Here is a 23787-nt window from a genome sequence, read left to right as displayed (position 1 = left end):
GGGGCCAAAAAAGGGGGTCTGAAGATCAAGCCCTTGGTCGCTCCCGCGGCGGCTTGAGCACCAAGATACACATGGCCGTTCGCGGATTGGGGTGCCCTGTGCGGTTCACGCTTACTGCAGGGCAAAAGGGCGATGCGCCGCAAGCCGCAGCCTTGATCGAAGGACTGTCCGCCGACGTGGTCATGGCCGACACCGCCTATGACGCCGACTATTTACGCCAAGCCATCGCCGCCAAGAATGCAGTTGCTGTCATACCCAACAATCCATCGCGCTCACTCAAATATCCGCTCGACAAGCACCTCTATGCCCAGCGTCATCTCGTCGAGTGCTGCTTCTCCAAGCTCAAGCAGTTCCGCCGGGTCGCAACCCGCTTCGAGAAAACCGCCCGCAATTACCGCGCCGTTGTCACTCTCGCGGCTATTGTCCTATGGTTGCGGTAACTGTCCACACGGCCTAGAGCCTGTCACCGGCACGAAAGAAGCCCGCGGCATTCGCGCCACGGGGTTGAGATAAGTCAATCACTGAAACGGTAGCGGGGGTTAGATCAGCTCTTTACGACAGCAGCTGTCACTTTCTCGGAGACGTAGCCGAGACTGTTGCCAATGATCAGCGAAATCACCACAGCTGCCGCTACCTTGCTGATGCCGCTTGGACCCTCGCCATAGGCGGCAGCGCCAAGCAGAAAAAGTGCCGCAGTCGTTGCGTAGCCATAGACCGCTGATGGAATCGCACTCAGCAATGGCAGCTTGGCAGCGAAAATCAGAACTACGATTGAAACGCCGACGCAAATGCCGGCCGTGAGAGCCGTAACACCGATAGACGTCAGTGCTATCAATGCGCCGGCGGCGCAGATCGCTCCCCAAAGATTTGCAAGCGCCGAATTCTTGAACCCGGCTTCCTTGCCGCCACAGTGATAGAAACTCCCCCAGCCCACAAATACCGCCCAGATCAGCAGATAGGGGTTGCCGATGGTGATCGCTGCCCAGGTTGCAATGCCGCCCATAATGCCGATGACGACGGCCAGTCCTGTAATAAGATCCATATTGTCCTCCCATTTTTCCAAACTGCGAAGCAAAGAACTCGTTTCAGGACCACGCTTCGCTGACGTCCCGATTACGGAAAAGCCATGGCATCAGCCGCGGCGCCCAAGAAAGGCTTGCCGGGACCGGCAAGCGAACCAAAACGCCGGGCCCGCTCCGTGCAGGCCCGACCAGACGCTTCAGGGCACGATGACGCCGCGGCCGGTGAACCGACGGTTCTTGAAATCGTCGAGCGCGGTGTTGATGCTGGCGAGGTTGTATTCCGTGTAGTGCATCCTCACCTTACCGTCGGCGTTGAGCTCCATCAGTTCGACAAGCTCGGTGAAATTGCCGACCAGGCTGCCGCCGATGTTGATCTCCTCGATGACGAGATGGGCGGTCGGCACATTGATATTGCCGCCATAGCCGACGACGAACAGTTGCCCGCCCTTGCGCACCATCTTCCAGCAGATGTTCTCGATACCGAGTTCACCGACGAAATCGATGACCACATGGGCGCCGCCGCCGGTGATTTGGCTGACCTCCTCGACGATGTTCGGCCCACCATCGAGGACGAAGTCCGCGCCGAGATTCTTGGCCAGCACCTGTGCTGCCGGCTCGCGATCGACGGCGATGATGCGGCAGCCCGAGATCGCGTGCAGCGATTGCAGCGCGATGTGGCCGAGCCCGCCTATGCCGAGCAGCACACAATAGCTGCCTGGTCGCAGCAGTTTGGCGGCGCGCTTGGCGGCGCGATAAGCGGTGATGCCGGCGTCGGCAAGCGGCGCCACCTCGATCGGCGTGACGTTGGCGTTCAGCTTGATCAACGAACGCTCGCTGGTAATGAAATACTCCGCGAAACCGCCATTCATGCCGAGGCCCGGAAATTGGCCGTTATCGCAGTACATATCCTCGCCGTGGCGGCAGTTGAGGCAGATGCCACACGAGCGGAAGGGGTGGCAGATCACGGCGTCACCGCGCTTGACCGACCTGACGCCGCTGCCGACCTCCTCGACCCAGCCTGCATTTTCATGGCCCATGATGTAAGGCAACAGCGTGCCTTCTGGGTCCATCGTCGGCTTCCACACACCCTCGATGATGTGGAGGTCGGTACGGCAGAGGCCGGCGGCACCTACCCGTACGATGACCTCGTCGGGAGCGGTAATGGTCGGCGCCTTGACCTCCTCGACCCTGAGTTGGACGTTCATGTGCGGATCGTATTCGTACAGTCTGGCAGCTTTCATCGTCGTATCCTTTCAACGTCGAGATTGTTCGGATTGCTTCAGGCGCGGCCGAGCTTTTCAGAGCCGCCACCGCGAGCCGGTCCGGCCGTCGGGTCCTCGTCCTCGGCGAGATGGCCGATCAGCGTTTCGGTGGTCAGGATCAGCGTCGCCACCGAAGCTGCGTTGGCGAGTGCTGTGTAGGTGACGCGGACCGGATCAATGATCCCTGCCTCGAACATGTTCTGGTAGCTGCCGGCAGACGCGTTATAGCCGTAGCCGCCGTTGATGCGCGTGACTTCCGCCACCACTGCTTCGGGATCGGCGCCGGCATTGACGGCGATGCGCCACAGCGGCCGCGACAGCACCGATCGCACCAGGCGCACGCCTTCGGCGACATCGCCGTCGACGCCTGCCGCCACCTTGTCGAGCAGCGGCGCGATCTGGGCAAGCGCCGAACCGCCCCCGGCGACCACGCCCTCTTCGGATGCGGCGCGTACCGCATTCAGCGAATCCTCGATGAGCTGAATGGTTCGCTTCTGCTCGACCGGCGTGACACCGCCGGCATAGAGAATCGCAGTGCCGCCAGAAAGCTTGGCCAGGCGCTCGCGCAGCTTGTCCTGGTCGATGTTCGGCGGCGAAGCTTCATACTGCCGCTGCACCTGAGCGCGACGCGACGCGATTGCCGCGTGATCGCCGCCGCCGCGGATGATCGAGGTGTAGGACGAACTGGTCTTCACCCGGTCAGCCGTTCCGAGATCGTCGGCGGTGATGTCCTCCAGCCGGCCGCCGAGGTCGCGCGCGATCACCTTGCCGCCGGTGATGATCGCCAGATCCTCCATCATCGCCTTGCGCCAATGGCCATATTCCGGCGGATGAACAACGAGGTATTTTCCAGGTCCCTGCTTGCCGAGCAGCGTCACCACAACTTCCGGCGACATTTCCTCGGACACGATCAGCAGCGGCCGACCATCCTCGGCGGCAATGCGGCGAGCCGCATCCAGCGCCTCGGGCTGCTTGATCTTGAGATCGGTCATCAGGATGTACGGCCGTTCGAGAACAGCCTCCATCTTTTCGTGGTCAGTCACCATGTGATGAGAGAGATAGCCGCGGTCGAAGGACATGCCCTCGACCACATCGAGAGTGGTCTCGGTGGTGACGCTGAAGTCCGTGGTGATGACGCCTTCGGCCCCCACCCGCTGGTGGGCTTCCGCCACCAGAGCGCCAAGTTTGGCATTGGTCGCGGCGATGTTGGCGACGGACGCCAGGATGCCGTTGCCCTTTGCCGGCTTGGCCGAAGCCTTGAGCGCCGCCACCACCGCTGCCACGGCAAGGTCTATGCCCTTGCACAGATCGACGGACTTCACGCCGCGTTCATTCGCCTCCACACCGCCCTGGATGAGAGCGTTGGCGAGCACGATGGCAGTCGTGGTACCGTCGCCAGCGACCTCGTTGGTCTGCATCGAGACCTCGCGGACCACTTGCGCGCCCATGTTTTCGAAACGGTCGTGCAGCTCGATCTCGGAGGCGATGCTGACGCCGTCGCGGGTCACCATCGGCGTGCCGATCGGCCGGTCGATCATGGCGTTCATGCCCTTGGGGCCGAGCGTCGGCTCGACGGCAGCGGCCAGCCGAAAGACGCCACGGGCGAGAGCGCGGCGGGCGTCGGAATTGTGAAGCATTGTCTTGGGCATGATTCCTCCTTCCGCCTTACGGGCGGGTTGTTGGTTAGGGGCCTCGTGCGGGGAGGCCGTTGTTTTCGGCTCTACTTCAGGCGGTCGGCGCGGCTCGTGCCGGCACGCGATCCATGATGAAATCGACCAGTGTCGGTTCGCCCTCGACCACATCGAGTTCCTTGTATCTGGTCTGCTTGAGTCCACGGCACAGCGCGCCGTTGAACTCCATGTTGACGCGCACACCGCGCAGTTCGGCAAGATGAGCACCGAGCGCGGCGGGCGGTAGGCGTTGTCCTTCCCAGGTCACGAAGACGGGATCATCCGCCCGGCGGTCGGGAAAACGCTCGATCAGAGCCGCCCGGTATCTCGGCTTCTGGTTGGCCGCTTCGCCCGCTTCGAGCCGCGCGACGTCGTATGCCGGCAGGTCCATGCAGAGGATTTCCCGATCCGTCAGACCGTGCTGCCGGAGACCCCGCAAGACGGCCTCCTGGCGCCGCTTGAATGCCTTCATCCTGAAGGTTTCGCGCAAAGCGCCCAGATCCTGATCCTCGGCAAGTTCGACGAAAATATCGGCGAATGTCTTGCCGGCTTCCATGCCGCGATTGACCTCTTCCGCGAACATGTGGTCGTGCAGCTTGACGCGATAGGCCGGCGCCCAGGAGAGCTGGTCGAGCGCCTTGCGGACGCCGTCCAGCATCAGGAACGCGAAGTTGGGCGAGCACCAGTAGGTCGGCAGGCGGAAATCTATCTCCACGCTGCCATCGCTCGCCATCGCGGCCCGCTCGACGAAGCCCATCTCAGTAATAGGTTCGTCGAGCTCGGGGTCGTTGACCTCACCAAGGCACCGCCAGAGCTCCTTCTCGCGGTTGCCGGAAACGCTGGCGGCGGTTGCCATGGCCCCTACTCCGCCGCGATGCTGAAGGGCGAACTGGCGAGCGCCTTCTTCTTGGCTTCGATGTCGATGTCGTAGAGACGCGCGGCATTGAGGCCGAGGATCTTCTCCTTGATCTCGTCGGTCAGCTGCACGCCGCGTTCTGCGGCGATGTCGTCTGGGATCTGGTAGGCCCAGAATTTCTCGACCAGCCAGCGTGGCGTCCAGATCGCGTAGTCGGAACCGAACAGGATTTTCTCCGGCCCGAGCCAAAAGAGCAGTTCGGCGATGACTTCGCCGAAGTAGCGCGGGCGGGAATGGATGAAGGGCAGCGCTACCGCAAGCCCACCGAAGACGTTGGTTTCCTGCGTCGCGATCCAGCAGAAATCGTCGAGGCGCGGCAGGCCGCAATGCTCGATGATCCAGTTGAGGCCCTGGAAATCCGTCGCCGCGTGATCGACGTCATGCACATCGAAGGCATCCTTGCTGAGCGGCAGGATCGTCGGGCCCTTGTGGACGTGGATGTTCCTGATGCCGAGCTTGCCGCAGAGTTCAAAACACTTGTAGGCATCGGGATCGGTGAGCTTCCAGCCCTTGGAGGCGCCGTTCCATTCGGCCGTGTACATCTTCACGCCCTTGACGTCATAGGTCTCCTTGAGGAAGTGGATGTACTCAAGCGCCTTTTCGCCATCGCGCGGATCGAAGGCGCCATTGACGATGAAACGCTCGGGATAGAGCTTGGCCACCTCGGCGTTGCGCTCGATCGTGTTGAAGCCGTTCTTGTAGAAGTCCTTGAGATAGGTCGACTGGACGATCGCAATATCATCTGGACCGTCGATGAACAGGTCGCGATAGAGATCGTCGGCACTGTATTTCTCGAACTTGCTCTTCTCCCACAGCTGGTCCTTGGGGCTCAGCCCCGTGTGATAGGCGTAGAAGCAATCGATAAACTGCTTGCCGTGAATATTCTTCTGGTTTTCGGGGCTGCCGTCCCAGAAATGGGTGTGGCCGTCGACCACGAAGATTTCCTTGCCTTCCGGTGTGATGAACATGGTTCCCTCAGCCTGATTGCGTTGATCGGGGCGGCGCGCCGCAACCAAGCGGCGCGCCTGATTGATTTTTTGGCGTCTATTCGATGTATTCGAACATTTCGTCCATGTTGCCGAACAGGATCACGGTGTTGTCGTCGATGCGCACCATCCGCCCGTAGTGGGTGGAGCTGTTGACCTCGAAGGTTTCCGCCGTCATCTCGCGGCCGAGATATTCGCTGATCTCGTCCATTTTGAAGATCAGTTTGCCGGTGCCGTCGATGCGGATCATCGCCGGTTGGTAGGTGACGGTTACGTTCGGCTTCAGGCCCATGAATTCAGCGATGGCCCTGGCTTCCACCGAGTCGTTCATGGTGACGCCGCACTGATGCGAGATCGTCTGTTCGAAGGTGATGTCCTTCATCGCCCTGAAGATGTTGGATTGCGATGCGTCGCGTGCTGCAGTTGACATGACAGTTCTCCCTGTGTCAGCGCTTGAGGCCAAGTTCGCGGAGTATCTGACCAATCCGTTCCTCGGATTTGGCACGGACATCCGCAAAGGCGACCGGCTTGGAATGCGGCATCGACCAGATCGGCTGCAGGCCGGTGGCTGCCTTGTCGGCGAGCGCGCCGTGTTTCTCGACCCAGCCCTGGAAGAGCTTCTTGTTGGCCGCGCCGTGCTTCTCGTCGTTGGCGAGCACGTGCATGAGGTCGATCGTGTTGGCGAGGTTGCGTTCGTAGTCGGCCTCGGCTGCCGAGATCACCGCAGGCGTGATGAAGTCATGGTTGGCGGCCGCGATCTGCATCAGGAAACCTGAGCGGAATGCTTCCCCGACCAGCGGTTCGAAGACGATGTTGGTGGCGAAATACTGTTCGAGATAGTCGGTCGCGCCCATGATGGTTTCGACCGCCTCGCGGGTGCCTTGCCAGTTGTTGTCTTCGAGCCAGGTCTTCTTGCCGAGTTCGTCGTCCCAGCCGGGAAGGTCCATGCCGATCTCGGCAAGGTAGAGGGTGATGTCCTGCGCAAGCCGCAGCTTGTAGGACGAGTTGGTCAGCGTGGCGTTGTTGATCATCTGGGTGTAGCCGTAACGCTGCGCCTGCATCAGCGAGGTGCCGAGCCCGAATTCGGCATGTTTCCAGGCGCCGAGCTGCGTCTGCAGAATCTTGACCCAGGCCTTGTCGAATGTCTTAGGCGCCCCCGACTTGCGGGCGTTGTTGATGACGCTCTGCACCATCGTCTCGATCTTCGACTGGCGCTGGTAGTGCGTGCGTTCCCACTCCTGATCGGGGGCGCGAAAGGCATGCCAGTTGGAGCTCTGCGCAGCGGTGTTCTGCTTGACATAGGCGCCCTTGCCGTCGGCAAAGGAGATGATCCAGTCCTGGATCAGGTAACGCTCCGGGTCAGGCTGTACGTCGACCGTCATGTCTTCGTAGTGCGTGGCGCGCTGGCCCTTCGGGTCGAAATACCGGTACTTCCGGCTGTCGGAGTCGGCAAAGATCGCCGCGCCGGCGGCTCCGGATCCGACTGAACTCGAAATAGCTGGCATAGTCTTCACTCCCTTGTTGCAGTTGAGGTTGCAGTTGCGTGGCCGCCCTCAGTGGGCCGGCGTTGCACCTGCCGATGTGGTGAACTTGTCGAAGAAGATCCGCTCCGTCTCGAACCCGTTCATGAATAGAACCGGCTGGAGCGCATCGATCATCGGTGGCGGGCCACAGGCATGGACATCGCCCTGCCCGTCGACCGCAAGTTGCTTGAGCTTGGCGTCAACACTCTGGTGTACGAAACCGCGTTCGCCTTCCCATTCGGCGTCATCAGTCGCGTGCGACAGCACGGGAATGAAGGTGACGTCGGAATGGTTACCGACCAGCTCGGCGATCCTGTCGAGATAGAACAGGTCGTTGCGGGTGCGGGCGCCGTAGAAGAAATAGACCGGACGTTTCTCGCCGCTCTTCAGATGGTCGTTGAGGATCGACCAGATCGGCGACATGCCCGATCCGGCCCCGACCAGGATCAGGGGTCCTTGCCGTTCGTCCCGGCGGAAACAGGTTCCGTAAGGTCCGACGACGGTGACCTCGGCTCCGACCTTGATGCCTCCGGAATCGAGTTCTCCGGAGAACTTTCCCTCAGGGTATTTTTTGATGATGAAGCAGAGTTTTTGGGTTTGGTCCGGCGTATTTGCCATGGAGAACGAGCGCGTAATCGTCTCCCCTTTTTGCGTGGTAACCGTGATGTCGACATATTGCCCCGCCCAGAACTTTATCGGCGAGCCGAGTTCGATCTCGATGCCGCGAATGTCGTGGGTCAGGTGCTCGATCCGAGCAATCCGGCCTTTGAACGTCTTCACGGCGATCGCTTTCGCCAAAATCTCCTCGTCGTAGTTGAGAAGCTCGACTTCCAGATCGGAGTAGGCGATGCAGCGGCACAAAAGGACGTGGCCGCTCTCCTTCTCCATGTCGTTCAGCGCGAAGGTCGAGTATTTGAGCATGTCGACTTCGCCTTCGAGCAATACGCTTTTGCAGGCGGAGCATTGCCCTTCCTTGCAACCGTGCGGCAGCGCGATGCCCTGGCGGAACGCGGCGTTGAGCACCGTTTCGCCATTTTCGACATCGAATTCGACGCCGACTGGGCTGAGCCTGACCGTGTGGGTTTCCGACATACAGACCTCCAGTAAAGAGAAGGGGCGGGACGAACCCGCCCCTTGGCCTGATCAGTTGCAGGGATTGATTGTGAAGCCGGCCCGGTATTCCGCCAGGTGCTTCTCACGGTCCGCGGGCGACATGGCACGCAGCGCGTTGAGCGGCGATCCGAGCTTGTTGCCGCGCACGTCGTCCAGCGTCCACATCTCCTTGTCGTCGAAGCGCATATGCGGCTGCGGGACGAGTGTCTTGCCGTCGGAGCGGACGAAGTTCAGGTCCTTGATCGCATCGGCCAGATCCCAGCCGTCATAGAGCGTCTCCCACTCGCGCTTGCCACTGAAGCGGCCCATCGCGGGTGTCGGGCGGCCCTCATACTCGTCGGCGAAGGCCACGGTGGCGGTCCACTTGTCGAGCTCGTGGGCGAAGGTGTGCAGCTGGCCATCGATCTCGCCGACCACCATGTCTTCGCGGATCAGGCAGGGCACAAGGCAGGACCAGCAGCGGTGTGGATAGACGTAGCCCACGTCGCTGTTGAACAGCAGCACCTTCTCGCCCTTGTGGCTGAGCTTGGCGTACCATTTCCAGAAGTCGCCGAATTCGGCGTACCAGCCCGGATACTTGTGCTCGAACCACTCGAAGTCCTTGTCGGTCTGAGCTTCGATGCGCCAGAAATTGACCGGCCAGCCGACCGCGAAGAACTGCCCGACCTTGTGGACGTAATTCTTCTTGGTGATGCGTTCCCAGGCCGCCTGGACGTCGTCGTGATGGACCTTGATGCCGTATTTCTCGAGCGGCAGCATGTAGGTGCGGTAGTAGTCTTCATAGATCCAGCGGTGCCACATTTCCGCGTAGGACTCCTTGTTCTTATCGCGGTTGGTGGTGCCGTATTCGATGAAGGTGCCTATGGCCGCATCGACGATCGCGTGGTTCTGCCAGAAGGCATAGCGCAGGTCGCGCTCGAGCAGCAGATGATTTTCCGGCTCCTTGAGAGCCGCCATCAGCAGTGAGTGGCCATTACCGATATGCCGGCTCTCGTCGGACTGCACCGACAGGAAGACGGTCGGCAGCGCATAGTCGCCGTTGCGGGCGGCTTCCGAAGGCATGGCGACAAACAGCGTGTTGGTGAAGGCGGTTTCGGCCACCACGGTCAGATACATGCAGGCGGCAGTCATGGTGTCGCCGGTGATGAAGCCTTCCGCGAACTGCCGGCCGATAGTCGTGGCGTAGCATTTGCCGAAGGCTTCCTCGGTGATGTCGAAGCCAGCCGGATCGATGTAGTTCTCCATGTACCATTTCTTCAGGTTCATCTGGATCGTCGAGTGCCGGAACTCGTCGATCATCTGCATCGTGAAGCCGGTCCTGAGTTCCTCGCCAGGAGCGATACGGGCGACCATCGCCATCGAGCGGGCAGCCGAGATTTCCGGGAAGGGAATGATCGCCAGAAAGAGTTTCATCCACTCGACCCAGCGCGGTTCCACATTGCGGAACATGTCGCCGCGCAGCGCCGCATCCAGCGCGCCGTAGACCCGGTTGTCCTTCTCTTCCTGCATCGGGAAGTACGACCGCAAAACCTGTTTCATCGGGTCGCGCGGCGTCTTGTTGATCTTGTAGTCCGTCGGAAACGTCATCGCTTCCTGGACGTAGGAAGGATTCCAGCCGAGATCGGCAATCTTCTTGGTTGCCTCGCCCACGGAGATTCCGCGTTGTGAGGTAATCTTGTTGAGCGTCAGAGACGTCATGGTCATAAGCCTCCACCAGGTTTGAGCCGCAGGTCCCTTGACCCCGGCATGGAGCGGCGCACAGCACCGCTAGTGAGAGTGCGAACGGCACGACAAGGGTTGCGCGTTCAGGCGCGACTCATGGTCCGGCCATTCAAGTGGATCGCGGCAAAGGTTTTAGAGGCGTCTGGCAGAGATCCTCGGCGCCAACCGCATTTGCGATGGGCGCATCGAAGCGGACGTGACTGGTTCCCTGCTTCCTTCGTTCCTTCGTTCTTTTGGCACCGCGTCAAAAGCGCGATGGGCTTCTTATGGAAATGTATAAAGCAAGCGCCGTGCCAATTTGAAAATGGCGCCCATGGCCGGCGCAAAAGCAAATCGCTGCCCGTTCGGCGCGTGAAGAGAAGGTCAACCGTAACGTTCTTTTACAATTGTAACGTACGCATGTAATATTTATACATAGCTCGCAAATGCAATATATCTAGTTAGCAGGTGCAGCATATACAAAAACGCGCATCATCTATTTAACAATCGTTCTTTCTCTACTATTTGAATGCGATGGCTATGGACGAGCATGGCACTGGAGAAAGATCGTGGCGAACGACAGAGACAGCGGGTGGCCGCCCGAGCGGATGTCCAGCCAGGGCGATGGTGTTACCGGCGATCTTGTCAGGCTGATGCCTCGCGACCTGATCTTTGTCATGCGCTTCATGGGCGAGAGCCAACATCGCCTGCAGAGCCACTTTCAGGACTTCATCCGGGCCGAACTTGCCGCCGGCGGCGTCACCACGGAAACGCATCCGATGATCCATCTGTTCATCGAGAACCATGCGATCCTGTTGCGCGACTTCGTGTTTTCCGGCGTTTCGCTGTCGCGGCAGTTCCGCGTCGAGGAGATCGAGCGCCTTACCGGCGATACGACATCGATGATCCGCGTCGACATCTGGGATCAGCTCAAGAGCCACATCGAAACGGCCGAAAAACAGTTCCAGTCGCAGGCCAGCACATTGCCCAAATTGCTATCGGCTTTCGAAAATCCACCCGGACCGATGGCTGGGACCGAAAAATGATGGAGGATCCGATGGGGCAAACCACCAGGCGTGACATATTGCTCGCCCGCCGGCTCGATCTTGTCGCCAACGTCTCCGCGCTGACTGCCGAGGCGCTGCGGCTCAATCAGAAACGCGCCGGTATCGAGATGGATGTGCTGCGCCTGGAACTCGCAATCGGCAGGAGCGGCGCCAGCGCGCAACTGGTGCAGGATTTGCATGAGGCGGAAGAGAGAGCCGCGGCGGTCATGCAGGAAGTCGCGAGGTGCGAGCAACGCATCGCCGCTGCGGAGGGTGAGGTCGAGGACGTCGACCGCAGCCTCGCGGCGACGGTGGGTAACTGACGAAGGGAATGGTCATGAACCAGCACGCGATACAAAGCCTGACCTTGTTCGACCTGCTGGCGCGAAGCTGGCGTCGCCCGTCGGCGATCGCCGACCTGCGCTTCAGCGCCGATGGCTCGGCTGTCGCATGCACCAGCGTGGACGGAACGGTCGCCATAGCCGCGGTCGCGGACCAGGAGCCGCCGGAGTCGCGGATCAGAGTGAGCGGCGATCTCGGCCGAACGACGATCCGCCCGCGGGAGAAGCCACCGGCACCATTGATCGCCACCGCTGCGTTAGGCGATGGAGACGTCCCGCTCGCCAGCTACCTTTCCTCCGGATTCCTCGTTGGAACGGCGGCTGGCGAAGCGGTGCATCTGGCCGCGGACGGCAATTTGATGGAGACGCTGGTCAAAATCGACGGGCCGGTCGTCGCCGTCGACCACAACCCCCGAACGGCCATAACAGCCGTCAGCAACCGACGGGATGTCTTCCTGGCACGCGGCCAAGGCGATGCAGTGCGACTGCGACACGATGCGACACCGTCCACGGATGCGCTTGCCTTTTCGCCAGGCGGAAGGCGCCTCGCCCATGGCCTAGGCGACGGATTGTCGATCTGGGCGGTCGACGGCGGTGCTGCCCCGATACGCGACGTTTCTTTTTCGGCGCGCCCGGTATCGATCCGCTGGAGTGGAGACGGCACTTGGCTGGCCTGCGGGCTCGAAACCGGAGGCTTTGCTTTGGTCAGCGTGACCGATGGCCGAGCTAACATCGTCGAAGGATTTCCATCGCCGGTCCGGACAGTATGCTGGAGCCTGCCGGAGAATGCGCTGTTTGCGTCGGGCGCCTTCCGGATCGCCGGCTGGTCGATGACCGCTCCGCCACTTGACGGCGACACCTCGGGCGCGCTGGAGACTGGCCGAGCCGGGCTGGTTCCGGTCGAAACAGTGGCTGCGCACCCGGAGAAAAAACTGATTGCGGCCGGCTATGCCAACGGCCGGATCACCATCGCCCAGATCGGCGCGCGAGACGAACTCCTCGTCAGGCCGCTGGGCAGCGCGGTGGCCGCGCTTGCCTGGTCCGGCGACGGACGCCACCTAGCAGTGGGCGCAGTCGACGGCACCGCCGCGATCATCACCTTTCCCGCGCAGATGTTCAAATAGCAAAGGCAGCCCGTATGCAAAAGGAACACAAAATGCAAACCGAACCCACCCCCGAGGACGAAAGCAAGGACGAATTCTTCGAACGGCTCGCCAAGCTGTCGGAAGAAATGGTGGCCAAACACGGCAAGGATTTCAGTATGGGCGCATTGGTGCTTGCCGCCCGCTGGATTGCCGAAAACCGCGTCGGCCAGTTGAAGACCAACTAAACTCACGACCAATCAATTGCGCTCGAAAGCCATAGCTCCGAAGGAGCTTCAGGCGGATTCGCCGTACAGGTTTTGCGCTGCGCTGGCTGTGTATGCCATTCCTCCGGATTGCGACTTACCCTGATCGAGGGCTCATCCAGGCGACTCAATCCAGCGCTCGCAGATGCCGCACGGGAGCCGGCCTGCGCTAAGAGCGCACCACCAGAGGCACCAGACCTTCATGGCGATGGTCGAGATAGCACACAACGCGGTCGCCAATGCGCTCGAAGATGAGATCGACTTTCGCCTCGCCGATGGCCAGGTGGCGGATAACGATGTTGTCGATGCCGATCGGCAGCCGCGGGCGTTCGACGGTGATTTCGCGTTTCCAGCCGTCAACCCGAATGCCCAGGCAAGCCTGCAGCATCATGAAAGCGGAGCCAGCCGACCACGCCTGCGGCAGACAGGCGACCGGGTAGGCCACCGGTGAATCGCTGGCCGCACGCGTAAAGCCGCAGAACAGCTCTGGCAGCCGCATATTGAAACGGACCGCCGCCTCGAACATACCGCTCATCAGCTTCACGACGCTGTCGCGTTCGTGATAGCGGGCGAGCCCGGAGGCGCAGAGCGCGGTGTCGTGCGGCCAGATCGAGCCATTATGATAAGACATAGGGTTAAATGGGATCTCGTCGTCGGCCAGTGTGCGAACGCCCCAACCGCTATGGAGATGACCAGAGAGCAGCTGGGTGGCGACTGACTGAGCCCGTTCCGCCGACGGCAGCCCGACGTAAAGCAGGTGACCGGCATTGGACGTGCGAACCGCGCATTGCTTGCCTTGTCCGTCGATTGCCAAAGCATAGAAATCGCGGTCCGGCATCCAGAAATGCGTCTCCACCGCCTGACGGATCCTCTCTGCCAAGGCGCTCCAGTGCGCCGCCTTTGCGTCGTCGCCGCGCCTGGCGGCCAGCGCCGCCATCCCTTGATATGCGGCGAAGGCATAACCTTGCACTTCGACCAATGCGATCGGCCCTTTGGGGATCGTGCCGTCGGCATGGAAGATGGCATCGGAACTGTCCTTCCAGCCTTGGTTGAACAGACCCGTGTCGGCCGCCCTGTTGTAGGTTACAAAGCCTTCCCCGTTGCGGGCTCCGACCTCTTCCATCCACGCAGTGGCAGCGCCCAGCGAGTTCCACATGCGATCGACGAACGCCTCGTCTCCGGTGCGATCGGCGTAGGACGAAGCCAGATAGACATAGAGTGGCGTGGTGTCGACGCCGCCATAGTAGCGGCCGAACGGCAGCTCGCGCAGCACGGCCATTTCCCCCTTGCGGGTTTCATGCATGATTTTGCCAGGCTCCGCATCGTCGAATACAGAGGTCTCGGTCGATTGATAATGGGCAAGGAAGGCCAGGACCCCACGAGCAAGGTCCGGATTGAGCCAAAGCATCTGCAAGGCGGAAATGACGCCGTCGCGGCCGAAAGCCGTCGAAAACCAAGGGATGCCGGCATACGGGTATGGCCCGGTCTCCAGATCGGTCGTCAGCAGCGCGATGTCGGCGCGCGTGCGTGTCAGCCAGTCATTGAACACGCGCCCGGAGCTGAAGACGGTAGCGCCCTGCCGGCGCTTTGAGCGCATGGCGAAGCGGGCTCGCGCAGCGGCCGCGCGAAAGCGGTCGCTGGAGGGGGTTTCTTCGCTGTGGCCGACCTCCAGGTACAATGCTCTGCTGTCACGCCTTGCCACGACAATGAGGAAATCGGCGTGATCGGGGTGCACCTGATCGGGCTTGATCGAGAATGCGATGACCGATTGACGAGCCACATTGTCGAGGCCTTCATATCGGAACGTTACGCTCGCCTCGCCGACCAGTGCGTCATGCGCGCGACCGCGGCGGCTACGCGTAGTGCCGCGCACCTCGAACATGTCACGGAAATCGGCGTCGAAGTCGAGCCGGACCGGCAGAACCACCTCGCGCGCGGAGTAGTTGGTGAACTTGATGCGTTCGAACATGCGGTCCTGCCAGATGAACCGCGTCCGATCGACGTGGACGACGCCCGGCAATGCTTCGCTGCCATTCGGCCCGATAGTGGCTAGATTGGTAAGATTGGCGGTGAATAGGATGTTGTCCTGCGACAGCGAGGCGCCGAGCAGCGACGGCATCCGGCCGCCAATGAACAGACGGAAGCGCGACAATACACGCGTGTCGTCGCGGAAAAGCCCGTCGCCGGTGCCGCGTATGTCGCCGTAGCTGTCTGCGACGACGAAACAATCCTCGTGTTTCAGCGCAAATTGCCGATGCGGCTCGCGCGGTGCCGTTTCGTCGATTGCCGGCAGCGCCACGGCAGGATCAATCTTGCGGTCTTCGAGTTGAGTGGTCATGGTCAACCCTCCCGTTCAGAAGCGACCAAGGCGGCTCAGGCCTGATCCGGGCAGCCGAGCCGTCTCCTTGCTCGGTCAGGTAGACATACTCATCATTGCGGCATTTTTAGCGCGCTTGTTTTGAGAACCAAGTGCGGTCGTTATGTCGTCCGAGAGCGAGCCATAGATCGCTGCATAGTCGCGGCACATGCGCTCGACCGTGAATCGCTCTTCAAAAGTCCGTCGCACCTGTCCACGATCGAGGCCGTTTATTCGCCGTGCTGCGTCCACAGCTTCGTCCAGCGTGTCGACGATCAACCCGGACACACCATCGTCGACGACCTCCGGAACGGCGCCGCGCCTAAACGCTATCACAGGCGTGCCGCAGGCCATCGCCTCGATGGTTACGAGTCCGAAGGGTTCCGGCCAGTCGATGGGGAACAAAAGCGCTGCCGCATTACCCAAAAAGTCTGCTTTTTGCCGTTCGTCGATCTCGCCGATGAATTCCACGTTCGAATGTCGAAGCAATTGGGGTTCCACCCTCTCTTTCCAATATGATTGGTCTACCTTGTCAATCTTGGCGGCGATCTTCAGCGGCATACCGGTACGCGCTGCGATTTCAATGGCCGTTTCCGGCCCCTTTTCCGGTGAGATGCGGCCGAGGAATGCGAGATAGCCCGAGGCTTTCGGGCGAAAAGGAAGGAGGTCGCGTGGCAGCCCGTGATACACCGTGCCCGCCCAATTGACCGGCGGCATGGGCCAGCGTTGGTCGTAGGAAATCGAGACCAGCGGAATGTCATCGAACATCGCATAAAGCTGCGCCAGGTCCGGGAGGTCGAGCCGTCCATGAAGTGTCGTAACGGTCCGCTGGGCAAAATCCCGGACTACGGGGAAGTGGAGAATATCAACGTGAAAATGCAGCACGTCGAATTCATCGGCCCGCCTGCGCACCTTTTCAAGCATCGTCACGTGGTGGGGAATATCGTGCCGAACCCTGGGATTCAGGCGCAACGCAATATCGCAACACGGTACCAATTCGGCCGAGGTGCGTGAATCACCACTGGCGAACAAAGTCACATCATGCCCCTGCCGAACAAGCTCCTCAGTCAGATACGAAACTATTCGCTCGGTCCCGCCATACGTCCGCGGCGGCACGGCTTCGGTAAGGGGGGCGATCTGGGCAATTTTCATCTGCAACACTTCTCGAAAGCGAAGGTCATCCTTCAAAACGCTCCGACGGCAATCCCCTTCCTCGCGTTCATTGCGGTGCGGTCCTCCTGCGCCAACTCTCGAAGCGCCGATATGTTCCCAGCGGGAACAATCGCCGCGTCAGGGGAGTTCAAGCAGAGAACCAGGACGGCTACGAGGCTTCAGGACAGAAAAGCCGTCAAGGGATCCAGCGGCGAACATGGCGGCAACCGCGGCGGCAATCAGGACAAGAAGGACAAGCCGCAAAAGAGCAGCCAGGCTGCCGGCAAGGATTCAAATCGTGGCAAGGGCGGCAAGGATTGACCCGCAGGCGGACCATAGTGGTTGCGATCCCCGACCATCGACAGGAGTGACACCATGGCGAAGACAAACTCGTCTACGAAAGCCGACCAGCCTGTATCCGGAAAGAGGGCAAGCGGCAGCGACAAGGCCAAGGAACCGGCCAAGGGCGGCGCTAAAGCCAGGAATGCCCAGGAATGGGGAGGCGGATCGAAAGCATCGAAGGGCAAGATCACCCGGGCAGACCGGGAAAACCCGAACTCGAGCCAGCGCAACTAAGCTTTTCGCGAAGTTAGACGCTTCTGAAAATTGCAGCCTTGACGCGATGTGCATTAGGTCGTTTGTTGCGGACGGGAGAGCCACGGGAGGAAACCATGGAAGTCACCCTGGGGGTGGACAGCCCCGCAGCGCGGTTCCACGTTTTCATGCCGATGACGGGCGAAGGCTCCCGCGCATGAATTCCGGAGCGATCCTCGAAGCCGCGGGATTGACTAAGGAATTTGGGGGTTTCGTCGCTGTCAACAATGTCAACCTGAGGGTGGAGCGAGGATCGATCCACGCGCTGATCGGTCCCAACGGCGCAGGCAAGACAACCCTCTTCAACCTGCTGACCAAATTCCTCCAACCAACGCGCGGCGCGATCCGCTACCAAGGCCGCGACATCACCAGGATGCAGCCGGCCGACATCGCGCGACTGGGCCTTGTGCGTTCCTTCCAGATATCGGCGGTGTTTCCGCACATGACGGCACTCGAGAATGTCCGCATCGCGCTGCAGCGCCGGCGCGGCGACAGTTTCGATTTCTGGCGCTCCGAGAAAGTGCTTTCCAAGCTCAATAGCGAGGGTGCGGCTCTTCTCGCCGATGTCGGATTGACCGAGTTTTCAGATGTCCGCGCCAGCGATCTGCCTTACGGCCGCAAACGCGCGCTTGAGATCGCAACGACGCTGGCGCTGAACCCTGAAATGCTGCTCCTCGATGAGCCTATGGCCGGCATGGCGCAAGAAGATATCGAGCGGATCTCGGCGCTGATCCGGCGCATCGCCAAGAACCGCACCATTTTGATGGTTGAGCACAATCTTTCGGTCGTAGCCTCGCTGTCGAACCACATCACCGTACTCGCGCGCGGCAAAGTCCTCGCCGAAGGCGACTATGCTGCGGTTTCCAAAGATCCGCGCGTTATCGAAGCCTATATCGGGGCCGGACATGTCTGACGTTGAACTTGCAAGCAGGGCGGGTGCTGGCCCCTCGGCAAGAGCGCTGCTGCGCGTCGATGGCCTGCAGGGCTGGTACGGCGAGAGCCATGTGCTGCACGGCGTGAGCTTCGAGGTTGGCGAAGGCGAAGTGGTGACGCTGCTCGGCCGCAATGGCGCCGGCAAGACGACGACGCTGAAGGCCGTCATGGGCATCCTTTCCAGGCGCTCGGGCTCGGTCACCTACGACGGCCGGGAGACGATCAAGCTGCCGTCGCGGTTGATCGCACAGATGGGCATCGCCTACTGCCCGGAGGAACGCGCGATCTTTTCCAGTCTCTCGGTCGAGGAAAATTTGATGTTGCCGCCGCAGGTGCGCCCCGGTGGGCTCAGCGTCGAGCAGATTTTCGAGCTTTTCCCGAACCTGAAGGAGCGGCTTTCAAGCCAAGGCACCAAGCTTTCGGGCGGCGAACAGCAGATGCTCGCCATCGGCCGGATATTGCGGACCGGCGCGAAGCTCCTGCTGCTCGACGAGCCGACCGAAGGGCTTGCTCCCGTCATCGTGCAGCAGATCGGTCGCACCATTGCCCGGCTCAAGGAGGAGGGATTCACGATCGTGCTCGTCGAACAGAATTTTCATTTCGCCGCGTTGGTCGCGGACCGGCACTACGTGGTGGAACAGGGGCGCGTGATCGACACGATCCCCAACGACGAACTCGACGCCAACATCGACAAATTGCACGCCTATCTCGGTGTCTGAGGCAATTAGCAATGGCGCGTTGCGCCGCAATCGGAGGAGAGTAGCGATGAAAAAAATGGGGTTGATTCTGGCTTCGCTGACGAGCCTGCTGATGGCCGGTGCGGCCTACGCCACGGATGTCAAGATCGGCGTTCTGAATGACCGTTCCGGCATCTATGCAGACATCGCCGGCGAAGGCTCGGTCATCGCGGCCCAGATGGCGGTGGAAGACTTCAAGGCGGCGGACAAGGGCATCAACGTGTCGATCGTCTCCGCCGACCACCAGAACAAGCCGGACGTCGGCTCGAACATCGCCCGCCAGTGGTACGACACCGAAAATGTCGATGTAATCGCCGACGTGCCAACCTCGTCAGTGGCGCTCGCCGTCAACGAGATCACCAAGGAGAAGAACAAGATCTTCCTCGCCTCGGGTCCGGCTTCGTCCGACCTCACCGGCAAAGCCTGTTCGCCCAACACTGTCCACTGGACCTACGACACCTGGGCGCTTGCCAACGGCACGGGTTCGGCCATGGTCGCGCAGGGCGGCGATAGCTGGTTCTTCGTCACAGCGGACTACGCCTTCGGCCACGCGCTCGAGCGCGATACGTCGGCGGTCGTCGAAGCATCGGGCGGCAAGGTTCTCGGCGCCGTCCGTCATCCTTTCCCCGGCCAGGATTTCTCGTCCTTCCTGCTGCAGGCGCAAGGGTCGGGTGCCAAGGTCGTCGGCCTCGCCAATGCCGGCGGTGACACGATCAACGCGGTCAAGCAGGCATCGGAATTCGGCATCACGCAGGGTGGCCAGGCGCTCGCCGCCCTGCTGATGTTCATCAATGACGTGCATGCGCTTGGCCTAGAAGTGGCGCAGGGCCTCGTGCTCACCGGCGCGTTCTACTGGGACAAGAACGATCAAACGCGGGAATTCTCTGCCCGCTTCCAGGAGCGGAATGCCGGACAGAAGCCTTCGATGATCGAGGCCGGAGTCTACGCTTCGGTCCTGCATTACCTTAAGGCCGTCGAGGCCGTTGGCGACAAGGACGCGGCCAAGGTGATGGCCAAGATGAAGGAAATGCCGACCGATGATCCGCTGTTCGGCAAGGGCACGATCCGCGCGGACGGGCGCAAGCTGCACGACATGTATCTGTTCCGCGTCAAGAAGCCGGACCAATCGAAGGGGCCATGGGATTATTTCGAGACGGTGGCCACCATTCCGGCCGACAAAGCGTTCCGCCCGCTCGCCGACGGCGGCTGTTCGCTCGTCAAGTAAGCGAGCCTCGCTAACGACGCGCCGAGCGGCTCGGCGCGTCCTTTCGTCGACAAGTCAGCCGGAGCGACCATGTTCGAACTGCTTGGAATTCCGCCGCAGGTCCTGTTCGGCCAATTGCTGCTCGGGCTGATCAATGGGTCCTTCTATGCGGTTCTGAGCCTCGGGCTGGCGGTCATCTTCGGTCTCTTGAACATCATCAATTTCACGCATGGCGCGCAGTACATGCTAGGCGCCTTCGGCGCCTGGATGCTGCTCAACTATCTCGGCGTCGGCTACTGGTGGGCCGTGTTCATCGTGCCGCCGATCGTCGGCGTCACCGGCATCGTGCTTGAGCGCGTGCTGATCCGACGGCTCTATCACCTCGACCATCTCTACGGGCTGCTTCTCACTTTCGGCCTGGCGCTGATCATCGTCGGCTTCTTCCGCCAGTTTTTCGGCGTATCCGGCCTTCCTTACCCGCCGCCGCCGCTTCTGACCGGCGGGCATAATCTCGGCTTCATGTACCTGCCCAATTCGCGCGCCTGGGTGATTGTGGCTTCCCTCATCGTGTGCCTCGCGACCTGGTTCATCATCGAAAAGACCCGGCTTGGCGCCTATCTCAGGGCAGCGACCGAGAACCCGACCATGGTCGGCGCGTTCGGCATCAACGTGCCGCTGCTGGTCACGCTCACATATGGTTTCGGCGTCGCACTCGCGGGTTTCGCCGGCGTGCTCGCCGCGCCGATATACGCAGTCAATCCGAACATGGGGGCAGACCTGATCATTGTCGTCTTCGCCGTCGTCGTCATCGGCGGCATGGGCTCGATCCTGGGCTCGATCCTCACCGGCTTCGGGCTTGGGCTGATCGAGGGCCTGACCCGCGTGTTCTATCCGGAAGGCTCGGCCGTGGTGATCTTTGTCATCATGGCGCTCGTGCTGCTCGTCAAGCCCGCGGGTCTGTTTGGGCGGAGTGTGTGATGACAACCGACACCAACCCGATCGCTATGGCGGCCATCACCTCCGTTGGCGCCGAGGGCATGCCACGTCATCACCTTGCGATCTTCGCCGCGCTGTTCGTCTTCCTCATCGCCGCGCCATTTCTGCTCTATCCGATCTTTGTCATGAAGGTGCTGTGCTTCGCGCTGTTTGCCTGCGCCTTCAACCTGTTGCTCGGCTATGGCGGACTGCTGTCCTTCGGCCACGCAGCATATTTCGGTATGGCGAGCTACGTCTCGGCCCATGCGGCAAAGGTGTGGGGTTTGACGCCCGAACTCGCCATCATCGCGGGCACGCTGGTGGCAGCCGTGCTCGGTCTGGCCATTGGCTCCCTCGCCATTCGCCGCCACGGCATCTATTTCGCCATGGTGACGCTCGCTTTTGCGCAAATGATCTATTTCTTCTCGCTGCAGGCGGCGTTTACCGGTGGCGAGGACGGCATCCAGGCCGTGCCGCGCGGCCATCTGTTCGGGCTGATCGACCTGCGCTCGAGCGAAGTCCTCTATTACTTCGTGCTCGCCATCTTCTTCGCCGGCATATTGCTGATCTATCGGATCATCCATTCGCCGTTTGGACAGGTGTTGAAGGCGATCCGCGAGAACGAGCCCCGCGCGATCTCGCTGGGTTATCGGGTCAACCGCTACAAGCTCGCCGTATTCGTGCTGTCGGCCACGCTCGCCGGCGTCGCCGGCGCCACCAAGGCGATCGTGTTCCAGTTGGCGTCGCTTACCGACGTCTACTGGACCATGTCCGGCGAAGTCGTGCTGATGACGCTCTTGGGCGGCATGGGCACGGTGTTCGGACCAATCGTCGGCGCGGCAGTCATCGTCACCATGCAGAATTACCTCGCGACATTTGGCGACTGGGTCACGATCGGCCAAGGCATCATCTTCGTTGTCGCGGTGCTGTTGTTCCGGGAGGGCATCATTGGCGTCCTGGCAAAATGGATCCGGAAACCGCTCTGAGCAGGTGATGAAACCAGCGACCGGTCGCCGGTTAGGCATGCAGCCACTCAGTCCTATAGCCAGACGACAATTTTGCACGAAACCATCTTACCAAGACTTCAGGATTAAGAGGCAAAAGGCCTCTGCCTAGGCGTGTTTCTCGGGCCGGCGGGCTGTTCAGGAGTCCGGTGCGATCAGTTTCAGCGATGGAAAATAGGTGCGGTAGCGGCCGACGTCGCGGGTGAGCAACGGCAATCCATTGACGGCTGCATGGGCGCCGACGAAGAAGTCAGGCAGCACACCAGTGCGCGATCCGCCAGATTTGCGATACCGCGTAAAGACCTTTCCGGCGAGGAACAGTGCTGCCCGGGGCATCGGAGTCAATTGGAGACGAGCTTCGTCAAGAAACGCGTCGATACTCTCGATGCGGTCATAGCGGACGGCAAGTTCGGCATAGACTGCATCGTTGATCAACAACGGCCCATTGAGGCTTGCCGCCTCAAGCTGGGCGATCGACCAATCCGCCCAGTTCGCATCGTCGGTGACAAGATCGAGCAAAACATTGGTGTCGACCAGCGTCACGCGTCGCCACGCGTCAGTGCCATGATCGCGTCGGTGTCGAGTCCCTTGCCGGCATGGCCGCGCAATTTCGCGAAGCGGCTCGCGGGCTGCTTCTTGTCACTACGCACAATCACCACATTGCCGTCATCGGTGCGGCGGAAATCAACCTTGCTGCCCGGAACGATTCCGAGCAGGTCCCGGACCGGCTTCGGGATGGTCACCTGTCCTTTGGCTGTGACCGTGTTGGCCATGCTCGCACCTTGGTATTACCTATTTTCCACAAGGTATTACCTTGTGGGTCGAATTTCAACCTCCGCAACGGCTGCCGGAGCCGTCATTTGTGACTTGTCTTCCCAGGCGCGCCTTTTGACATCGTAATCCGCAGGCAAGCACCCTATCTACGCCGCATGAACGACATCACGAACAGACGCGCGCTTCTGCTCGTCAATCCAAAGGCGCGACGCGGGCAGGAATCTATCGCACCGGTCGTTGAACGGCTCGAAGCCGGTGGGCTCCGCGTCAGCGTCGAGACGTTTGAGGCGCTGCCCGAGATAGCACGCGATATCGTACGCCTTCGCCATAGGGCCGATCTTGTGATCGTGTGCGGCGGCGATGGCTCGGTGTCTTCGGCGGCGGTCGCGGTTATGGAAAGCGGGCTGCCGATGGGCATCATTCCGATGGGGACGGCGAACGATCTGGCGCGCACCCTCGAAATCCCGTTGGATCTGGGGAAAGCGGCCGACGTGATCGTAGACGGCGGAAGACGTCTGATCGATATCGGGACCGTCAATGGTCACGCTTTCTTCAACGTTGCGAGCACCGGCCTCAGCACCGACCTTGCCCAGGGCCTCGATCCGGCGCTGAAGAAGCGTTTCGGCAGGTTTGGCTATGCCTTGGCCGCCATGAAAGTGTTGACCAAGGCCCGCCTCTTCGAAGCAAGGATTACCGAAAAGGGCGTAGCGACCGAAGTCAAGACCTACCAGATTGCAGTCGGCAACGGCCGCCACTATGGCGGCGGCAACGTCGTCGAGGAGACGGCGGAGATCGATGACGGCCATCTCGACCTGTACAGCCTGGAAATGACGAACCTCTGGAAAATGGCGTTTATGCTGCGCTCGTTCCGCTCAGGCACACACGGCGCCTGGAGCGAGGTTCGCACGGCCAGATGCGTCGAGTTCGACATCGAGACGAAAAGGCCGATGCCGGTGAACACTGACGGTGAGATCGTGACCTCGACCCCGGCGCATTTCAAGGTCCACCCGAAGGCGATTTCGGTGTTCGCGCCTGCCGCCGCGCGCATGCAGCCCCGCACAAAGGTGCTTGGTGACGCGGTCAGCGCCAACAGCCGCTAGACTGGCGATCAAGCGCCTTCGGACACGTCT

At 61.0% G+C, this 23787-nt stretch carries 26 protein-coding genes; 13 read left to right on the top strand and 13 right to left on the bottom strand.

Going from position 1 to position 23787, the window contains the following annotated elements; all coding sequences use genetic code 11:
• Positions 1 to 440 (top strand): IS5 family transposase (locus NKH12_RS09450; protein WP_352952856.1); only part of this gene is annotated, 440 nt, incomplete at its 5' end.
• 104 nt (positions 441 to 544) lie between these two features.
• On the opposite strand, the gene NKH12_RS09445 is transcribed toward NKH12_RS09450, so the two are convergent.
• The 9 genes from NKH12_RS09445 to NKH12_RS09405 form a co-directional block, all read right to left on the bottom strand.
• Positions 545 to 1075 carry a DUF1097 domain-containing protein gene (locus tag NKH12_RS09445; RefSeq protein ID WP_352952855.1) on the bottom strand — a complete coding sequence of 177 codons (531 nt, stop codon included), beginning with the start codon at positions 1073 to 1075 and terminating at the stop codon, positions 545 to 547.
• A gap of 144 nt (positions 1076 to 1219) precedes the next feature.
• Positions 1220 to 2263 carry an NAD(P)-dependent alcohol dehydrogenase gene (locus NKH12_RS09440; RefSeq protein ID WP_352952854.1) on the bottom strand — a complete coding sequence of 348 codons (1044 nt, stop codon included), beginning with the start codon at positions 2261 to 2263 and terminating at the stop codon, positions 1220 to 1222.
• A 38-nt stretch (positions 2264 to 2301) separates the two neighbouring features.
• Entirely contained in the window at positions 2302 to 3933 is a 1632-nt protein-coding gene (locus tag NKH12_RS09435) for a molecular chaperone GroEL (RefSeq protein WP_352952853.1), read from the bottom strand.
• A gap of 76 nt (positions 3934 to 4009) precedes the next feature.
• Positions 4010 to 4810: an iron-sulfur cluster assembly protein gene (locus NKH12_RS09430; RefSeq protein ID WP_352952852.1), complete on the bottom strand. Its 801-nt coding sequence runs from the start codon at positions 4808 to 4810 to the stop codon at positions 4010 to 4012.
• Between the two features lie 5 nt (positions 4811 to 4815).
• Positions 4816 to 5838 (bottom strand): amidohydrolase family protein, encoded by a 1023-nt coding sequence (locus NKH12_RS09425; RefSeq protein WP_352952851.1) that lies wholly within the window; start codon positions 5836 to 5838, stop codon positions 4816 to 4818.
• A gap of 76 nt (positions 5839 to 5914) precedes the next feature.
• The gene (locus NKH12_RS09420) at positions 5915 to 6286 is read right to left on the bottom strand and encodes an MmoB/DmpM family protein (RefSeq protein ID WP_023799649.1); all 372 of its coding nucleotides are present in this window, start codon (positions 6284 to 6286) and stop codon (positions 5915 to 5917) included.
• 16 nt (positions 6287 to 6302) lie between these two features.
• A complete protein-coding gene (locus tag NKH12_RS09415; RefSeq protein ID WP_352952850.1) occupies positions 6303 to 7361 on the bottom strand; it encodes an aromatic/alkene monooxygenase hydroxylase subunit beta in 1059 nt (352 codons plus the stop codon).
• A gap of 48 nt (positions 7362 to 7409) precedes the next feature.
• Positions 7410 to 8471, bottom strand: a complete 1062-nt coding sequence (locus NKH12_RS09410) for an NADH:ubiquinone reductase (Na(+)-transporting) subunit F (RefSeq protein WP_352952849.1) — start codon at positions 8469 to 8471, stop codon at positions 7410 to 7412.
• 51 nt (positions 8472 to 8522) lie between these two features.
• Positions 8523 to 10196, bottom strand: coding sequence for an aromatic/alkene/methane monooxygenase hydroxylase/oxygenase subunit alpha (locus NKH12_RS09405; protein ID WP_198021676.1), 1674 nt, complete (start codon positions 10194 to 10196; stop codon positions 8523 to 8525).
• 566 nt (positions 10197 to 10762) lie between these two features.
• Here NKH12_RS09405 and NKH12_RS09400 point away from each other — a divergent pair.
• Genes NKH12_RS09400 through NKH12_RS09385 form a run of 4 tightly spaced genes read left to right on the top strand, consistent with a single transcriptional unit; the run spans position 10763 to position 12910 of the window.
• Entirely contained in the window at positions 10763 to 11239 is a 477-nt protein-coding gene (locus NKH12_RS09400; RefSeq protein WP_352952848.1) for a hypothetical protein, read from the top strand.
• Between the two features lie 11 nt (positions 11240 to 11250).
• Positions 11251 to 11562 carry a hypothetical protein gene (locus NKH12_RS09395; protein ID WP_352952847.1) on the top strand — a complete coding sequence of 104 codons (312 nt, stop codon included), beginning with the start codon at positions 11251 to 11253 and terminating at the stop codon, positions 11560 to 11562.
• Positions 11563 to 11576: 14 nt separating this feature from the next.
• Entirely contained in the window at positions 11577 to 12704 is a 1128-nt protein-coding gene (locus tag NKH12_RS09390) for a WD40 repeat domain-containing protein (protein ID WP_352952846.1), read from the top strand.
• 32 nt (positions 12705 to 12736) lie between these two features.
• Entirely contained in the window at positions 12737 to 12910 is a 174-nt protein-coding gene (locus NKH12_RS09385; protein ID WP_167366274.1) for a hypothetical protein, read from the top strand.
• 187 nt (positions 12911 to 13097) lie between these two features.
• Here NKH12_RS09385 and NKH12_RS09380 read toward each other — a convergent pair whose 3' ends face one another.
• Together NKH12_RS09380 and NKH12_RS09375 are read right to left on the bottom strand one after the other, a co-directional pair.
• Positions 13098 to 15266 carry an amylo-alpha-1,6-glucosidase gene (locus NKH12_RS09380; protein ID WP_352952845.1) on the bottom strand — a complete coding sequence of 723 codons (2169 nt, stop codon included), beginning with the start codon at positions 15264 to 15266 and terminating at the stop codon, positions 13098 to 13100.
• 75 nt (positions 15267 to 15341) lie between these two features.
• Positions 15342 to 16436, bottom strand: a complete 1095-nt coding sequence (locus tag NKH12_RS09375) for a glycosyltransferase family 4 protein (RefSeq protein ID WP_352952861.1) — start codon at positions 16434 to 16436, stop codon at positions 15342 to 15344.
• A 111-nt stretch (positions 16437 to 16547) separates the two neighbouring features.
• Between NKH12_RS09375 and NKH12_RS09370 the strand changes: the two genes are divergently transcribed.
• From NKH12_RS09370 to NKH12_RS09340, 7 genes are all read left to right on the top strand, one after another.
• On the top strand, positions 16548 to 16757 hold the full coding sequence (locus NKH12_RS09370; RefSeq protein ID WP_352952844.1) for a hypothetical protein: 210 nt from the start codon (positions 16548 to 16550) through the stop codon (positions 16755 to 16757).
• Between the two features lie 54 nt (positions 16758 to 16811).
• On the top strand, positions 16812 to 17012 hold the full coding sequence (locus NKH12_RS09365; RefSeq protein WP_352952843.1) for a hypothetical protein: 201 nt from the start codon (positions 16812 to 16814) through the stop codon (positions 17010 to 17012).
• A 175-nt stretch (positions 17013 to 17187) separates the two neighbouring features.
• On the top strand, positions 17188 to 17943 hold the full coding sequence (locus tag NKH12_RS09360; RefSeq protein WP_352952842.1) for an ABC transporter ATP-binding protein: 756 nt from the start codon (positions 17188 to 17190) through the stop codon (positions 17941 to 17943).
• Positions 17936 to 18682 carry an ABC transporter ATP-binding protein gene (locus NKH12_RS09355; RefSeq protein WP_352952841.1) on the top strand — a complete coding sequence of 249 codons (747 nt, stop codon included), beginning with the start codon at positions 17936 to 17938 and terminating at the stop codon, positions 18680 to 18682. Before NKH12_RS09360 ends, NKH12_RS09355 begins: the two co-directional genes overlap by 8 nt.
• A 46-nt stretch (positions 18683 to 18728) precedes the next feature.
• Positions 18729 to 19925, top strand: coding sequence for an ABC transporter substrate-binding protein (locus NKH12_RS09350; protein WP_352952840.1), 1197 nt, complete (start codon positions 18729 to 18731; stop codon positions 19923 to 19925).
• Positions 19926 to 19994: 69 nt separating this feature from the next.
• The gene (locus NKH12_RS09345; protein ID WP_029355907.1) at positions 19995 to 20882 is read left to right on the top strand and encodes a branched-chain amino acid ABC transporter permease; all 888 of its coding nucleotides are present in this window, start codon (positions 19995 to 19997) and stop codon (positions 20880 to 20882) included.
• Positions 20882 to 21865 carry a branched-chain amino acid ABC transporter permease gene (locus NKH12_RS09340; protein WP_502910769.1) on the top strand — a complete coding sequence of 328 codons (984 nt, stop codon included), beginning with the start codon at positions 20882 to 20884 and terminating at the stop codon, positions 21863 to 21865. Before NKH12_RS09345 ends, NKH12_RS09340 begins: the two co-directional genes overlap by 1 nt.
• 156 nt (positions 21866 to 22021) lie before the next feature.
• On the opposite strand, the gene NKH12_RS09335 is transcribed toward NKH12_RS09340, so the two are convergent.
• A complete protein-coding gene (locus tag NKH12_RS09335; RefSeq protein ID WP_352952839.1) occupies positions 22022 to 22426 on the bottom strand; it encodes a type II toxin-antitoxin system VapC family toxin in 405 nt (134 codons plus the stop codon).
• Complete coding sequence (locus NKH12_RS09330; RefSeq protein ID WP_352952838.1) at positions 22423 to 22656, bottom strand: AbrB/MazE/SpoVT family DNA-binding domain-containing protein; 234 nt, start codon at positions 22654 to 22656, stop codon at positions 22423 to 22425. The genes NKH12_RS09335 and NKH12_RS09330 overlap by 4 nt, the downstream gene beginning before the upstream one ends.
• A 156-nt stretch (positions 22657 to 22812) precedes the next feature.
• Between NKH12_RS09330 and NKH12_RS09325 the strand changes: the two genes are divergently transcribed.
• Positions 22813 to 23757 (top strand): lipid kinase, encoded by a 945-nt coding sequence (locus tag NKH12_RS09325; RefSeq protein WP_352952837.1) that lies wholly within the window; start codon positions 22813 to 22815, stop codon positions 23755 to 23757.
• The last annotated feature ends 30 nt before the right edge of the window (positions 23758 to 23787 follow it).

It is taken from the genome of Mesorhizobium sp. M1322, assembly GCF_040318085.1.
GTDB lineage: Bacteria > Pseudomonadota > Alphaproteobacteria > Rhizobiales > Rhizobiaceae > Mesorhizobium.
The sequence above is the reverse complement of the archived record's forward strand: the minus strand, read 5'-3'. Positions and strand labels throughout refer to the sequence as shown.

What these genes read in the sequence shown, in the direction of transcription:
- NKH12_RS09440 (WP_352952854.1), bottom strand. Translation starts at nt 2,263, where the DNA reads ATGAAAGCTGCCAGACTGTACGAATACGATCCGCACATGAACGTCCAA.
- NKH12_RS09435 (WP_352952853.1), bottom strand. Translation starts at nt 3,933, where the DNA reads ATGCCCAAGACAATGCTTCACAATTCCGACGCCCGCCGCGCTCTCGCC.
- NKH12_RS09430 (WP_352952852.1), bottom strand. Translation starts at nt 4,810, where the DNA reads ATGGCAACCGCCGCCAGCGTTTCCGGCAACCGCGAGAAGGAGCTCTGG.
- NKH12_RS09425 (WP_352952851.1), bottom strand. Translation starts at nt 5,838, where the DNA reads ATGTTCATCACACCGGAAGGCAAGGAAATCTTCGTGGTCGACGGCCAC.
- NKH12_RS09420 (WP_023799649.1), bottom strand. Translation starts at nt 6,286, where the DNA reads ATGTCAACTGCAGCACGCGACGCATCGCAATCCAACATCTTCAGGGCG.
- NKH12_RS09415 (WP_352952850.1), bottom strand. Translation starts at nt 7,361, where the DNA reads ATGCCAGCTATTTCGAGTTCAGTCGGATCCGGAGCCGCCGGCGCGGCG.
- NKH12_RS09410 (WP_352952849.1), bottom strand. Translation starts at nt 8,471, where the DNA reads ATGTCGGAAACCCACACGGTCAGGCTCAGCCCAGTCGGCGTCGAATTC.
- NKH12_RS09405 (WP_198021676.1), bottom strand. Translation starts at nt 10,196, where the DNA reads ATGACCATGACGTCTCTGACGCTCAACAAGATTACCTCACAACGCGGA.
- NKH12_RS09395 (WP_352952847.1), top strand. Translation starts at nt 11,251, where the DNA reads ATGGGGCAAACCACCAGGCGTGACATATTGCTCGCCCGCCGGCTCGAT.
- NKH12_RS09390 (WP_352952846.1), top strand. Translation starts at nt 11,577, where the DNA reads ATGAACCAGCACGCGATACAAAGCCTGACCTTGTTCGACCTGCTGGCG.
- NKH12_RS09385 (WP_167366274.1), top strand. Translation starts at nt 12,737, where the DNA reads ATGCAAACCGAACCCACCCCCGAGGACGAAAGCAAGGACGAATTCTTC.
- NKH12_RS09380 (WP_352952845.1), bottom strand. Translation starts at nt 15,266, where the DNA reads ATGACCACTCAACTCGAAGACCGCAAGATTGATCCTGCCGTGGCGCTG.
- NKH12_RS09375 (WP_352952861.1), bottom strand. Translation starts at nt 16,436, where the DNA reads ATGAAAATTGCCCAGATCGCCCCCCTTACCGAAGCCGTGCCGCCGCGG.
- NKH12_RS09370 (WP_352952844.1), top strand. Translation starts at nt 16,548, where the DNA reads ATGTTCCCAGCGGGAACAATCGCCGCGTCAGGGGAGTTCAAGCAGAGA.
- NKH12_RS09365 (WP_352952843.1), top strand. Translation starts at nt 16,812, where the DNA reads ATGGCGAAGACAAACTCGTCTACGAAAGCCGACCAGCCTGTATCCGGA.
- NKH12_RS09360 (WP_352952842.1), top strand. Translation starts at nt 17,188, where the DNA reads ATGAATTCCGGAGCGATCCTCGAAGCCGCGGGATTGACTAAGGAATTT.
- NKH12_RS09355 (WP_352952841.1), top strand. Translation starts at nt 17,936, where the DNA reads ATGTCTGACGTTGAACTTGCAAGCAGGGCGGGTGCTGGCCCCTCGGCA.
- NKH12_RS09350 (WP_352952840.1), top strand. Translation starts at nt 18,729, where the DNA reads ATGAAAAAAATGGGGTTGATTCTGGCTTCGCTGACGAGCCTGCTGATG.
- NKH12_RS09345 (WP_029355907.1), top strand. Translation starts at nt 19,995, where the DNA reads ATGTTCGAACTGCTTGGAATTCCGCCGCAGGTCCTGTTCGGCCAATTG.
- NKH12_RS09340 (WP_502910769.1), top strand. Translation starts at nt 20,882, where the DNA reads ATGACAACCGACACCAACCCGATCGCTATGGCGGCCATCACCTCCGTT.
- NKH12_RS09330 (WP_352952838.1), bottom strand. Translation starts at nt 22,656, where the DNA reads ATGGCCAACACGGTCACAGCCAAAGGACAGGTGACCATCCCGAAGCCG.
- NKH12_RS09325 (WP_352952837.1), top strand. Translation starts at nt 22,813, where the DNA reads ATGAACGACATCACGAACAGACGCGCGCTTCTGCTCGTCAATCCAAAG.